The following is a 13210-nucleotide window of genomic DNA, read 5'->3' as shown; positions in this document are numbered from 1 at the left end:
GGGCGGGGTCGCGGTCGTCGGCGCCGTCCGTGGATCCCACCGAGCCGATCGCCGCGACCGCGACCCCGCCCAGCGTGAGACTGGCGAGCAGCACGGAGAGCGTGGCCTTCAGCGAACGTCCCGGATGCCGGCGCTCCCTGGGCCGCCAGTCGTCCCGGCGGCGGGTGCGGGCCCGGTGCACACCGGCGTCCCGGGCGGCCACGAACGCGGCCACGGCCCGCTGCTCTGCCTCGGCGTCGATCCGGTCCCGGATGAGCGCGGTCGCGAGCAGCGCCTCCAGCTCGGCCTCGTCCAGGACGCGACGGGAGCCGAGGCCCGGGCTGTCGAGGCCGGCCGTCCCGCGGTGGCCGGGCAGCCTGCCGTCGGCGTCCCACGCCGCCCCGTGGCCGTACGCGGAACCCCCAGGGTGCACACGCCGGCGGCCCGGAAACCCGCCGTCGCTCTGATGTTCACCCATGTTCTGTTCCGTCCCTGCTCGATTCACATGTCCCGCGATGCCCGCCTGGTCCGTAGGACCCGTAGGACCCATACAACGCGTATGACCCATATGGCCCGTAGGACCCGGCCGGTCCGGCCGATCGGCCCGGAGTTCCGGGTCCGATCCATACGTCTCGCTCGTCCGCCCTGTTCAGGGCACCGGGCCCGGGAGTTCCGCCCGAACCGCCGTCATCCTTCATTTCGACTCCCCCAGCGTCCGGGGAGCCTCATCCGTCACACCTTCGGCGCCCAGCCGGGTGGCGAGGCGTTTCAGGCCCCGGTACGCGGCTGTCCGCACGGCACCCGGCCGCTTGCCGAGCACGCGGGCGGCGGCCGGCCCGTCCAGCCCCACCACGACGCGGAGCAGCACGGCCTCGGCCTGGTCCTGCGGCAGGCCCCTGACCAGCCGCAGCGCCTGCTCGGTGGACATGGCCTCCAGCGCCTGGTCGTGCGTGCTGTGCGGCCCGGGCAGGTCCAGGACGTCCTGCTCCAGCGCGGACGACCTCAGCCGTACGCGCTGGCGGCGCAGATGATCCAGCGCCCGGTGCCGGGCGATGGTCGCCGTCCAGCCCCGGAACCCGGCCCCGTCGCCCTTGAACCGCCCCAGGTCCCGGGCGATCTCCAGCCAGGCGTCGGATGCCACGTCCTCCGCGTCCTCCCCGACCAGCCCGCGCAGATAGCCGAGCAGTCCGGGCTGCACGATCCGGTAGGCGACCGCGAAGGCCGCCTCGTCACCGTCCTGGGCCCGCGCGACGGCCGCGCCCAGTTCCCCGTCGCGCGCCTGCTCGCGCCGGGGTTCCCCTCGCTGGCCCAAAAACCGTCCTCGTCCGTACCGGGTTCGCGGCGGGTCCGCCCGGGCCGGAACACCCCGGATGCCCGGCATGCCCTGCCCTGTGCGCCCGCACCGCGGGGAACGCGTCCGTGCCACGTCCTCCACGATCATCAGCGCCGCGCGGCGGAGAAATGTCACAGCAGGGTGAATGGCACCTGTGTGACAGCGGGTGGTGTCGCTGACGGACCTGTCCGGCTTCGGCCGGGCGGACCTCACGTTCGGCACGGACGGCGAGGACGGCGAGGACGGCGGCGACGGCATCCTGCTGCACCTGCTGACGGCGTGACAAGTCGCCCGCCGTGGTGACGACATACAGGGGTCCCGTGTATCGCACGGGGCCCCTGCCCGGTCCTCTGCCGGTCCTTTGCCGGTCCTCCGCCGTTTGCCGGATTTCTCCGGCAGACCGAACGGACGGATCCGCAAGGGGGAATGACGATGACGATCAGAACATCCCATCGCCTCCCATCGCCCCCCATCGCCCCCCAAGAGGACCGGAATCGAGCCGCGAATGACACGCCTCCTGCTGCACACCGCCGTCGCCACCGCCCTGGCCGCCGGCGCGCTCGGCCTGACCCAGCCCGCCCGGGCCTCCTCCTCCGACGGTGTGCACACCGTCCGGGTGCCGGACGGCGACCCGCACGAGCGGTCCCTCGCCCCGCGCACCACGGAGCCGTTCAGCATGATTGGTATTACCTGGGACGACCCGGACGCGGCCCTGGACGGCACCGCGCAGGTGCGCACCCGTTCCCGCGAGAGCGGTGAATGGAGCGCGTGGCGCGCGCTCGACACCGACGTCCGTACTCCCGAGACCGGACCCGACCGCCTCCGCGCCGGGGTCCGCGGAGGCACCCAGCCGCTGTGGACCGGGCCCTCGGACGGCGTCCAGGTGCGGGTGTCGGGCACGCGGCTGCCCGAGGGGCTGCGCGTCGAGCTGGTCGACCCGGACGGCGGGTCGGACGCCGTGCAGACCACGGCCGTCGAACCGGACGTCGTCGAACCGGGCGTCGTCGAACCGGCCGCCGGTGGGCCCAGCGCCGAACGTCCCGCCGTCACGTCGCGTTCCGGCTGGGGCGCCGACGAGTCCCTGGTGAAGGACCCACCCACCTACACCTCCGGCACCCAGGCGATGTTCGTCCACCACACGGCGGGCACCAACGACTACACCTGCGCCGAGTCGGCGTCGATCGTGCGCGGCGTGTTCCTCTACCACGTGCGGAGCAACGGCTGGAACGACATCGGCTACCACTTCCTCGTCGACAAGTGCGGCACGGTCTTCGAGGGCCGTGCGGGCGGCATGGACAAGCCCGTCCTCGGCGCGCACACCTACGGCTTCAACACCGCCACCAGCAGCGTCTCGGTGCTCGGCGACTACAGCAAGACGACCGCGAACACCGCCGTGCGCGAGTCGGTCGCCAAGGTCGCGGCCTGGAAGCTCGGCCTCTACGGCATCGACCCGACCGGGACGGTGGTGCTGACCGCCGGTGCCGACAACGGCAAGTACAAAACGGGCCAGAAGGTCACGCTGCACCGCATCTCCGGCCACCGCGACGGCTACCCGACCGAGTGCCCCGGCCAGCACCTCTACGACGACCTGCCCGAGATCCGCACCCTCGCCGGAAAGGCCGCCAAGCTCGAAGAGCCGGCCCCGGAGCCGACCGCTGCCGGAATCGAGGACGACGCCACGGCGGCGCCCGCGYGCTGACGCCAGTGCCCGCCGAGCGGGGCGCGCCGGCCGCTGACGCCGATGCGGAGGACGCCGACCGCTGACGCCGATGCCGGAGGACGCCGACCGCTGACGCCAGTGCCGGAGGACGCCGGCCGCTGACGCCGGCGCCGGAGGACGCCGGCCGCTGACGCCGGCGCCGGAGGACGCCGGTCTGACGCTAGCTCCGGGGCACGGCGGTCGTCGCGTCGCGGCACAGCAGCCGCAGCGAGCCGTGCCCTGCGTAACAGCGGCGGGCCTCGTCGATCGGGTCCCAGAGGCGCCCGTCGGGGGTGCGGATCCAGTGGTCGCCGCCCGTCGCCCACCACTCGGCCCCGGCCTGACGCGCCATCACCTCACCGGCGTAGGCACCGAACCCGCGCAGCACCTCCTGCACGGCGGCCAACGGCGCTCCCTCCCGCCGTATCCCCTCGATCATCCGGTCGATGCTCCACAGACTCTGTGCCGAGTAGTCGAGGTGCAGCCGGGCTCCCTCGCGCATCGTCGCCACCGTGTCCGCCGCCCACCGCAGCGGCTTCGCCGCGGCCGAGGGCCTGGTTTCCGCTTGAGTCGTCACACCCCGGAAAGCGCTGCCGGGTGACGTTTCGTCACACGGAATCGACGGCTTCCCCGAAGCCGCGCAGAACCGCCCCACCTCACCCGGAGGACGGTCACAGGACTCTCCCAGGAACGGGGTTTAGGCCGGTCAGGATCGTCGGCGGCCCAGCCCTCAGCTGCGCTGCCGACTCCGGCGCGAGACGACCGCGCGCAGCACCCGCCGCCCCTCGGTCGACACCTCCAGCGCGCGCCGCAGCCCGGCCGGGCCGTGTCCGGCCAGGACCTCCAGAACGACGATCTGGCGGCGCAGTTCCGCGGCGACCAGCGGCGACATGCCCTCCGTACGGCCCTCGCGGCGCACGTCGACCGACGAGGCGTCGTCCTCGGCGGTGTCGAGGAGGCGGTGGATCTGGAGGGAGGCGACGGAACAGGCGTCGGCCCACACCCGTACCCCGGCGTGGGACCGCTCGGCGGGAGCGGCCTCCAGCATCCGGTGGGCGAGCACGGCCGCCGCGTCCCCGGTGCCGGTGGCGTCCAGCTTCCCGCGCGCCTGCTCCAGCCCCTCACCCCAGTCGCCGGTACCGGCACCGTCGGTGAGGCTCGCCCACAGCGGCCGCAGGATCTCGTCGTCACCGCCCAGCAGGGGCACGCACCGATCCAAACAAGCCAGCCCGCTCGCGGCCAGCCCGCGCTCGTCGGCCTGTGCGATCAACTCCACCAGGCTCATCCACGCCTCCCTCCGCGGGCCTTGTCCAGGGCCCTACCAGGCCGCTACCAGCCCTCACCCCTCACGGAACCCGCACTTCCCCTTACTGCGTGCAACGACCCCGGAACGTCACAGGGGCACCACGCCCAGTCGGCCGAGGAAGCGGAAGAAGATGTTTTCGGCCAGGGGATCGGGGTCTGAAGTGAGTACGTCCACCAGCTCGTCGGCGTTCACTTCGCACCCGGCCTCGGCGGCCCAGCGGACGGCGCGCTCGGCGGCGTCGCGGGGTTCGAGGAAGTAGTCCTCCAGCGTGAGGCCCCCCCGGCCGGCCCCCAGGTACCCGGCCACGGCGGCCCGGGCGAGGCAGGTCGTCCACGTCCCGCTCTCCGGCGCCGCGGCCTCCAGCACCACGCACTCGCTGTTCATGACGTACCCGAACAACGCGGGCGCCCCGGTCTCCCGGGCGAGGGCGTTCATGTTCCCGATGTCGCCGTCGCTGCTCGGGTACTCCCAGACCTGCCACCCGTCCGGCGCCGAGGTGCGCCGCACCATTGCGTCCGTCGCCCCCGCCAGCGCCTCCAGCTCCGCCAGCGGCCGCTCCCCACGGCCCACGACGAAGTACCCCCAGTACCCCATGCTCCGGTTCCCCCCGGCATATTCGATTCGGCTCCCGCCAGAAGACCACCACACCCGTACGGCAGTTCGCAGCCGTACGGGCCAATTCGTGTGGGGTCAGCCGAGCCTGTCCGCAAGCGCCCGGAACTCCGCCCAGGACAGCTCGGGCTTGTCCGGGTCCCACAGCTTCTGGACGGTCGCCCGCAGCGGCATCCGGATCCCGGCCGCGACCTGGTCCTGCGTCTGCGAGTTCGCGAGGTCGCACCAGACGGCGAAGGACCCGCCGAGGATCTGACCGTCGTAGCGCTCCGGCACGGCCGTGGTGCCGCGCAGCACCCGCGGCGTCCACTGCTCGTAGATCCGCTGCCCCGTCGGATAGACGAAGGTCTGCGGCTGGCCGAGCACGTAGTACAGGAACTCGTCGTTGTAGTTGATCACCTTCCGGCCCTCGCCCAGGTACTCCGCCGGCTGCCGGGCGCCGATCTCCTTGCCGGTCCAGTAGGCGACCTGGATGTCCTTGGCCGCCTTGACGGAGGTGCCGCGGAAGAAACCGTCGTTCCACGCGCGCGGGGTGCGCTGGTGCTTGCGCACGGTGTCGGCCCGGTCGTTGAGCCAGCCGGTGGTGAGGTCGGCGACCGTCGCGCCGGAGCCGTACCTCTCCCGCGCGGCGGCGGCGAGCTGCGGGAACGACGCCTCCGGGTCGGAGCGCACCAGCGCCTGGTACTCGTCGCCGCCGAGGTGCCACGGCCCGCCCGGGAACAGGTCCGCGTACTCGTTCAGCAGGTCGTCGACGATGTCGGCGCTCTCGCTCTTGGAGATGTCGATGGCTCCCTGCACCGCCGACCCCTGCGCGGTGCGCAGCTGGAGGTCGGGGTGGGCGTCGATGACCGCGCCGAGGTGCCCCGGGGAGTCGATCTCGGGCACGACGGTGATGTGCCGGCTTTCCGCGAGGTCGACGATCTTCCGCACCTGCGCCTTGGTCAGGTGCTGCTGCGACACGATCTCCGGGTGCGAGTCGGACTCGATCCGGAACCCCTGGTCGTCGGAGAAGTGCAGACCGAGCTGGTTGAACTTCAGATCGCCCAGCTCCCGGACCCGGTCCTCGATCCAGCCGGCCGTGAAGTTCTTGCGCGCGATGTCCAGCATGAACCCGCGCTGCGCCTTGGCCGGCTCGTCCCGCACCACGCCCTCGGGCGCCGTGCCGCCCTCGTGAACCTCCTGCTTGAGGGTTCGGGTGCCGTAGAAGACGCCCGCGTCGGCGGGCCCGCTGATCTCCACCCGCCCGCCGCGCACGGTCATGACGTACGACTCCGGGTTGACGCCCTTGTCCTCGTTCAGCGTCAGCCGCAGGTCCCCGGCGCGCCGGTCGTCCTTCTCGCCCTCGTACGTCAGCCCCAGCTCACCGGCGATCAGCCGGCCCTCGTCGGCCAGCGCCGGGTCGTCCACGACGACGCGGTTCCCGCTCGCGGGCCGCCAGCCCGGGCCGCGCGCCGCGGTGTGCTCGCGCACGGCGGGGATCGTCCGCGGCGCCTTGGACAGGGGGTACGTGCGGCTCGGACTCGGGGTGTCCTCCGGCGAGGTGCCGTGCGGGGCGGCCGCGGTCCGGCCCTGGGAGGGTCTGCCCTCCGGCCCGGTGGCCCCGCCGTCGCCGCCCGAGGCCGCCCAGAGCCCCAGACTCACCCCGGCCGCGATCACGACCAGGGCGACGGCCATGGCCACGACCAGCACCTGCCGCTGTTTCCCCTGCTTCGTCTGCTTCGTCTGCTTCGCCGGACCCCGGCGCCTGTGCTGACTCACACCCGCCAACCTAAGACGCGGGGCCGACCGGCGCGCGTCCACCACGCGTTCGGAATCTCTCTCTCCCGGGTGAAATTCGGGCATCCGTCGGACACGTCATGGTCGCACTCGATAGCGTGACGTCACATCTCTCACAACATGCCCTGCCGACACACGTGACGCCCACGAGGACCCACGCTGCCTGCGCACCGTCTCCCAGACCTCCCCGGCCGACTCTCCATACCGGTGGAGCACTTCAACGCAGCCTCCGCCGAGGCCCTGGAGCAGACGCTCCTCTCCTGCCTGCGCAGCCCCCGCTGGTCCCGGCGCGTCGCGGAACACCGCCCCTATCCGGACCTGGACTCCCTGCTGGCCGCGGCGGACGAGGCGGCCTACGACCTGACCTGGCCCGACCTGACCGAGGCCCTGGCAGCCGAGTCCCTGCCGACCCTCCCGCCGGACACGTACTCCGCGGCCCACACGGCCCTCAGCGCGGCCCACGCGGCCTACGAGGCCCGTTTCGGACATGTGTTCGTCATTTGCCTGGAGGGGGTGCCGCAGGGCGAATGCCTGGACCACATCCTCGAGGGCATCCGGTCACGATTGACCAACGATCCGGAGGAGGAGCGGACGGTGGTGGCGGACGAACTCCGCCGCCTGGCCAGGCAACGGTTGGTACATGCCCTAAGGGGCGCGGGGAACTGCGCGACCAGCCACGACGGCGCCGCACCCGGCAGATAACAGGACACCCCACCCCAGAAGCCGCCGAAGCCTAGCCCGTACGCATGCCAGTTTGATCACACAGCCAGACCCCGGCTCAGCCCAGCGGCAGCGCCTCGCTACGATGCTGGGGGCCGGTGGACCGTACCCGGCCGGGCCCGTCCGACACACCAAGCCGGCGCGGCCCCAATCCCCGCTCCCGGAGGAAACTTCCGTGCCGGCTGGAACGCTGTACCGCGGCCGGGAAGGAATGTGGTCCTGGGTGGCTCACCGAGTCACCGGCGTCCTCATCTTCTTCTTCCTGTTCGTTCACGTGCTGGACACCGCACTCGTCCGTGTGTCGCCCGAGGCCTACGACACCGTCGTGGCCACGTACAAGACGCCCATCGTCGCGCTGCTGGAGTACGGCCTCGTCGCCGCCATCCTCTTCCACGCGCTCAACGGTCTGCGCGTCATCGCCGTCGACTTCTGGATCAAGGGCGCCCGCTACCAGAAGCAGATGCTCTGGACCGTCGTGGCCCTGTGGGTCGTGCTGATGATCGGGGCGATCTACCCCGTCCTCGGCCACGCCGCTCGTGAACTGTTCGGGAGCTGACGCCAATGTCCACGACTGAGAAGACCGCTGCGGGCGTCGGCCCCGTCGAGGGCGGCGCCGTCTACACCGTCGACAACCCGGCGCCCCTCATCGAGGCCCCGCGCCAGCGCACCCGGAAGACCCCGAAGACCACCCGGGGCAACTTCGAGCTGGCCGCCTGGCTGTTCATGCGCCTGTCGGGCGTGGTGCTGGTCGTGCTGGTCCTCGGCCACCTGCTGATCCAGCTCGTGCTGGACGGCGGTGTCTCCAAGGTCGGCTTCGCCTTCGTGGCGGGCCGCTGGGCGAGCCCCTTCTGGCAGGTCTGGGACCTGCTGATGCTGTGGCTCGCGATGCTGCACGGCGCCAACGGCCTGCGCACGGTCATCAACGACTACGCGGAGCGCGCGAACACCCGGCTGTGGCTCAAGGGCCTGCTCTACACCGCCACGGTGTTCACCATCCTGCTGGGCACGCTGGTGATCTTCACCTTCGACCCGAACATCCGCTAGGCACGGGGCTGCGAGAATCATGAAGATCCACAAGTACGACACCGTCATCGTCGGCGCCGGTGGCGCCGGTATGCGCGCCGCCATCGAGTCGACGAAGCGCAGCCGCACCGCCGTGCTCACCAAGCTCTACCCCACCCGCTCCCACACGGGCGCCGCGCAGGGCGGCATGGCCGCAGCGCTCGCCAACGTGGAGGAGGACAACTGGGAGTGGCACACCTTCGACACGGTCAAGGGCGGTGACTACCTGGTCGACCAGGACGCCGCCGAGATTCTGGCGAAGGAGGCCATCGACTCCGTCCTCGACCTGGAGAAGATGGGCCTGCCGTTCAACCGCACCCCGAACGGCACGATCGACCAGCGCCGCTTCGGCGGTCACAGCCGCAACCACGGCGAGGCCCCGGTCCGCCGCTCCTGCTACGCGGCCGACCGCACCGGCCACATGATCCTCCAGACGCTGTACCAGAACTGCGTCAAGGAGGGCGTGGAGTTCTTCAACGAGTTCTACGTCCTGGACCAGCTGATCACCGAGGTCGACGGCGTCAAGCGCTCGGCCGGTGTGGTGGCGTACGAGCTGGCCACCGGAGAGATCCACGTCTTCCAGGCGAAGGCCGTGATCTACGCGTCCGGCGGCTGCGGCAAGTTCTTCAAGGTGACGTCGAACGCGCACACGCTGACCGGTGACGGCCAGGCGGCGGTCTACCGCCGGGGCATCCCGCTGGAGGACATGGAGTTCTTCCAGTTCCACCCGACCGGCATCTGGCGCATGGGCATCCTGCTGACGGAGGGCGCCCGTGGTGAGGGCGGCATCCTCCGCAACAAGGACGGCGAGCGCTTCATGGAGAAGTACGCGCCGGTCATGAAGGACCTCGCCTCGCGTGACGTCGTGTCCCGCTCCATCTACACGGAGATCCGGGAAGGCCGCGGCTGCGGCCCCGAGGGCGACCACGTCTACCTCGACCTCACCCACCTCCCGCCGGAGCAGCTGGACGCCAAGCTGCCCGACATCACGGAGTTCGCCCGTACGTACCTCGGCATCGAGCCGTACACGGACCCGATCCCGATCCAGCCCACGGCCCACTACGCGATGGGCGGCATCCCGACGAACGTCGAGGGTGAGGTCCTGGCCGACAACACCACGGTCGTCCCGGGCCTGTACGCGGCCGGCGAGGTCGCCTGCGTGTCGGTCCACGGCGCGAACCGCCTGGGCACGAACTCGCTGCTGGACATCAACGTCTTCGGCAAGCGGGCCGGCATCGCCGCGGCCGAGTACTCCCAGACGGCGGACTTCGTCGAGCTGCCGGAGAACCCGGCGGAGTTCGTGAAGAATCAGGTGGAGCGGCTGCGCGACTCCACCGGCACCGAGCGGGTCTCGGTCCTGCGCCGTGAGCTCCAGGAGACCATGGACGCCAACGTCATGGTGTTCCGTACCGAGCAGACGATCAAGACGGCGGTCGAGAAGATCGCGGAGCTGCGCGAGCGCTACCTGAACGTCTCGATCCAGGACAAGGGCAAGCGGTTCAACACGGACCTGCTGGAGGCCATCGAGCTGGGCAACCTGCTCGACCTCGCCGAGGTCATGGCGGTCTCCGCGCTCGCCCGCAAGGAGTCCCGCGGCGGTCACTACCGCGAGGACTACCCGAACCGCGACGACGTCAACTTCATGCGGCACACCATGGCGTACCGCGAGGTCGGCGCCGACGGCTCCGAAACCGTCCGTCTCGACTACAAGCCGGTCGTCCAGACCCGCTACCAGCCGATGGAGCGTAAGTACTGATGGCTACCCCCGTTCTGGACAAGTCGGACGCGGCCGGAAAGCCCGAGCCCGGCTTCGCCGACTCCCCGTACATCACGGTCACCTTCCGCATCCGCCGGTTCAACCCGGAGGTCGCGGCGGAGGCCAGCTGGGAGGACTTCCAGCTGGAGATCGACCCGAAGGAGCGCGTCCTCGACGCCCTCCACAAGATCAAGTGGGAGCTTGACGGCACCCTCACGTTCCGCCGTTCCTGCGCCCACGGCATCTGCGGCTCGGACGCGATGCGGATCAACGGCAAGAACCGCCTTGCCTGCAAGACGCTGATCAAGGACATCAACCCCGAGAAGCCGATCACGGTCGAGGCCATAAAGGGCCTGACGGTCCTGAAGGACCTGGTCGTGGACATGGAGCCGTTCTTCCAGGCGTACCGGGACGTCATGCCCTTCCTCATCACGAAGGACACGAACGAGCCCACGCGCGAGCGTCTCCAGACGGCCGAGGACCGCGAGCGCTTCGACGACACGACGAAGTGCATCCTCTGCGCGGCCTGCACCACGTCGTGCCCGGTCTTCTGGAACGACGGCCAGTACTTCGGCCCGGCGGCCATCGTCAACGCGCACCGCTTCATCTTCGACTCGCGTGACGAGGCGGGCGAGCAGCGCCTGGAGATCCTCAACGACCGCGACGGCGTCTGGCGCTGCCGCACGACCTTCAACTGCACGGACGCCTGCCCGCGCGGCATCGAGGTCACGAAGGCGATCGCCGAGGTGAAGCGGGCGCTGATCACGCGCCGCTACTGAGCTCGACCGCTTGCTGATGAGGGCCCTGTTTCCGCTGGAGACGGGGCCTTCTGGCATATGCCACACCATCGGGTGAAGGCCTCCGGAACGGACGATGGGGCGGCGTCCGACCTACGATGATGCTCTCGACACCAGCCCCCAGGAGGCACCTGATGCCCGCAGCTTCCGTCGAGCAGCCCTTCCACGACGAAGAGCCGGTCACCCTGACGACCATCGCCGACGAGATCATGGAGCGCCATCCGGGCTACCGCGTCGAGATCATCGGAGGCCATCTCCTCGTGACCCCGTCCCCTGACGGCGCCCATGCTCGCGCGCTGACCCACCTCATGCTCCCGTTCGTCGCCGCAGGTCTGCACGCCTCGGGAACCGAGGTACTCCAGGGCGTCGGCCTCTGGTTGCCGATCGAGCCGGAGGACTACGCCATCCCCGACCTCTCGATCGTGGACGCCGACTTCGAGGACCACCACGTCGAGAACAACGCATACGACCCGGTCTGCTTCCGTCTCGTGCTGGAGGTCACCTCCACGAACTGGAAGAACGACCTGAAGACGAAGGTCGCCGCCTACGCCGATGCCAAGGTCCCGGTTTATGTGATCGTCGACCGTAAGCACCAGCGTCTCCATGTGCTGACCGATCCGGCTGGAGACGAATACGGCAGCCACCGCGTCCACGCCCCCGGCGAGATCGTCGCGCTGCCCGACACGATCGGTGCCAAGGTGAGCCTGGACGTCGCCGAGATCTTGGAAGCCGGGAAGAGGAAGAAGAGCGACTGAGCCGCAGCGCCGGGGCCGGCCCGAAGCCCATCCCGGCCCCGCTCACAACTGCGGCGCAGGATGTGGGCCGCGAAGCGGTTGGAGTAGGTGCGCGTGGCGCGCTCGGCGTCGGTGAGCAGGTACACCTCGCGGTGGGCCTGTTTGAACGGCTGGGTGATGCCGTGCCGCTCCAGCCAGTCGCGCCAGGCGACGATCTCGGCGGGTTCGCGGCCGACCGGATGCCAGAGTTCGACCCGCGTGCCGTCGGTCAGCGGTTCGTCGGCCAGGGTCCGCAGCTCGCCGTCCGCGTATCCGGCCGTCCTGCCGTCGATCGTCCACAGCAGGCGGCGGGCCAGTGTGCCGACCAGGGGGTGGTCGAGGCAGCGCTCGCGCCAGACGGCGCTCCCACGCGGTCAGCCGCTCCTCGGTGATCTCCAGCCCCCAGGCCGCCCGCCGCTCCCCCGCTGTCGTCTCGTCGACGAACGTCACGATTGCCATGCCGACGACAGTACGAGGCACCACTGACAATCACCCGCGAGCACATGTTGAACATGTTCAAAAAGAGGTCTAGGGTCTTCCCCGACAGCGTTTTGAACGTGTTCAAGAAGGGTGGGGCAATGGACCGCACGGTCGTCGCCTACGTCATCTACCTGCTGGTCAGCATCAGTCTGACCATCTGGGTGGCCCGCACGCTCAGCCGGAACGGCAGGATCTTCCTCGCCGACGTGCTGCACGGCAACGAGAAGCTCGCCGACGCCGTCAACCACCTCCTGGTGGTCGGCTTCTACCTCGTCAACCTCGGGTTCGTCGCGCTGTATCTGAGCGACGACGAGACCATCACCGACACGCGCGGCGTCTTCGAGGCCCTGTCGACCAAGCTCGGCGTGGTGCTGCTGGTGCTCGGCGTGATGCACCTGGCCAACGTCTACGTGCTCAACCGGATCCGGCGCCGGGGCGCCATGGAGCGGGAGCAGGTGCCGCCGGTGCCGCCGCAGGGCTGGGTCGCCCCGCAGGCCCGGGCCTGAGCGGAGACCGGCCCATGAACGCCACCGCTCCGGGCCCACGGCCCACCGCCGCCCCGGTCCGCCGGCTCACCGTCCTGTACGACGCCGAGTGCTCCCTGTGCGCGTTCCTGCGCGACTGGCTCCTGCGGCAGCCTCAGCTGGTGCCGCTGGAGCTGGTCCCGGCCGGCTCCGAGGAGGCCCGGCGGCGCTTTACCGGCCTGGACCACGGCGCCACCCTCGACGAGATCACCGTCGTCGGCGACGCCGGACAGGTCTACCGGGGCCCCGCCGCCTGGGTCGTCACCCTGTGGGCGCTGCGCGAGCACCGGCCGCTCGCCCACCGGCTGAGCACCCCGTCCGGCGCCCGGCTCGCCAAGGGCGCGGTGCTGGCCGCCGCCAAGTGGCGCGGGGCGCAGTGGAACCGGGGGCAGC

The 13210-nt window shown here is 70.7% G+C and carries 14 protein-coding genes and 2 pseudogenes; 9 read left to right on the top strand and 7 right to left on the bottom strand.

Annotation, left to right across the window (positions count from 1 at the left end; genetic code table 11):
• Positions 1-457 (bottom strand): annotated as a pseudogene (locus CA983_RS30775) (hypothetical protein); the annotation flags it as partial.
• 216 nt (positions 458-673) lie between these two features.
• Positions 674-1291 carry an RNA polymerase sigma factor gene (locus CA983_RS30770; protein ID WP_167407503.1) on the bottom strand — a complete coding sequence of 206 codons (618 nt, stop codon included), beginning with the start codon at positions 1289-1291 and terminating at the stop codon, positions 674-676.
• Between the two features lie 526 nt (positions 1292-1817).
• Here CA983_RS30770 and CA983_RS30765 point away from each other — a divergent pair.
• Positions 1818-3011: an N-acetylmuramoyl-L-alanine amidase gene (locus CA983_RS30765; protein WP_086604089.1), complete on the top strand. Its 1194-nt coding sequence runs from the start codon at positions 1818-1820 to the stop codon at positions 3009-3011.
• Positions 3012-3192: 181 nt separating this feature from the next.
• On the opposite strand, the gene CA983_RS30760 is transcribed toward CA983_RS30765, so the two are convergent.
• From CA983_RS30760 to CA983_RS30745, 4 genes are all read right to left on the bottom strand, one after another.
• Positions 3193-3588: a hypothetical protein gene (locus tag CA983_RS30760; protein ID WP_208637078.1), complete on the bottom strand. Its 396-nt coding sequence runs from the start codon at positions 3586-3588 to the stop codon at positions 3193-3195.
• 153 nt (positions 3589-3741) lie between these two features.
• A complete protein-coding gene (locus CA983_RS30755) occupies positions 3742-4296 on the bottom strand; it encodes a hypothetical protein (RefSeq protein ID WP_086604088.1) in 555 nt (184 codons plus the stop codon).
• Positions 4297-4404: 108 nt separating this feature from the next.
• Complete coding sequence (locus CA983_RS30750; RefSeq protein WP_086604087.1) at positions 4405-4911, bottom strand: hypothetical protein; 507 nt, start codon at positions 4909-4911, stop codon at positions 4405-4407.
• Positions 4912-5007: 96 nt separating this feature from the next.
• Positions 5008-6603, bottom strand: a complete 1596-nt coding sequence (locus CA983_RS30745) for a beta-N-acetylhexosaminidase (RefSeq protein ID WP_086604091.1) — start codon at positions 6601-6603, stop codon at positions 5008-5010.
• Positions 6604-6912: 309 nt separating this feature from the next.
• Here CA983_RS30745 and CA983_RS30740 point away from each other — a divergent pair, with 309 nt between their 5' ends.
• From CA983_RS30740 to CA983_RS30715, 6 genes are all read left to right on the top strand, one after another.
• Positions 6913-7407 (top strand): 2-oxo-4-hydroxy-4-carboxy-5-ureidoimidazoline decarboxylase, encoded by a 495-nt coding sequence (locus CA983_RS30740; RefSeq protein ID WP_086604086.1) that lies wholly within the window; start codon positions 6913-6915, stop codon positions 7405-7407.
• Between the two features lie 193 nt (positions 7408-7600).
• Entirely contained in the window at positions 7601-7981 is a 381-nt protein-coding gene (sdhC, locus tag CA983_RS30735; RefSeq protein WP_086604085.1) for a succinate dehydrogenase, cytochrome b556 subunit, read from the top strand.
• 5 nt (positions 7982-7986) lie between these two features.
• Positions 7987-8469, top strand: coding sequence for a succinate dehydrogenase hydrophobic membrane anchor subunit (locus CA983_RS30730; protein WP_086604084.1), 483 nt, complete (start codon positions 7987-7989; stop codon positions 8467-8469).
• Between the two features lie 19 nt (positions 8470-8488).
• A complete protein-coding gene (sdhA, locus tag CA983_RS30725; RefSeq protein WP_086604083.1) occupies positions 8489-10243 on the top strand; it encodes a succinate dehydrogenase flavoprotein subunit in 1755 nt (584 codons plus the stop codon).
• The gene (locus tag CA983_RS30720) at positions 10243-11022 is read left to right on the top strand and encodes a succinate dehydrogenase iron-sulfur subunit (RefSeq protein ID WP_086604082.1); all 780 of its coding nucleotides are present in this window, start codon (positions 10243-10245) and stop codon (positions 11020-11022) included. The genes sdhA and CA983_RS30720 overlap by 1 nt, the downstream gene beginning before the upstream one ends.
• Positions 11023-11174: 152 nt before the next feature.
• Entirely contained in the window at positions 11175-11795 is a 621-nt protein-coding gene (locus CA983_RS30715) for a Uma2 family endonuclease (protein WP_086604081.1), read from the top strand.
• A 50-nt stretch (positions 11796-11845) separates the two neighbouring features.
• Here CA983_RS30715 and CA983_RS30710 read toward each other — a convergent pair.
• Positions 11846-12175, bottom strand: a pseudogene (locus CA983_RS30710) (DUF4132 domain-containing protein); the annotation flags it as partial.
• Between the two features lie 216 nt (positions 12176-12391).
• Here CA983_RS30710 and CA983_RS30705 point away from each other — a divergent pair.
• Together CA983_RS30705 and CA983_RS30700 are read left to right on the top strand one after the other, a co-directional pair.
• Positions 12392-12799 carry a hypothetical protein gene (locus CA983_RS30705; RefSeq protein ID WP_086604080.1) on the top strand — a complete coding sequence of 136 codons (408 nt, stop codon included), beginning with the start codon at positions 12392-12394 and terminating at the stop codon, positions 12797-12799.
• Positions 12800-12813: 14 nt separating this feature from the next.
• Positions 12814-13210 (top strand): thiol-disulfide oxidoreductase DCC family protein (locus tag CA983_RS30700; RefSeq protein WP_107500297.1); only part of this gene is annotated, 397 nt, incomplete at its 3' end.

Source organism: Streptomyces swartbergensis (assembly GCF_002148965.1).
Lineage (GTDB): Bacteria > Actinomycetota > Actinomycetes > Streptomycetales > Streptomycetaceae > Streptomyces > Streptomyces swartbergensis.
Note: the sequence above shows the minus strand (reverse complement) of the source record. Positions and strands in the feature narration are given on the sequence as shown.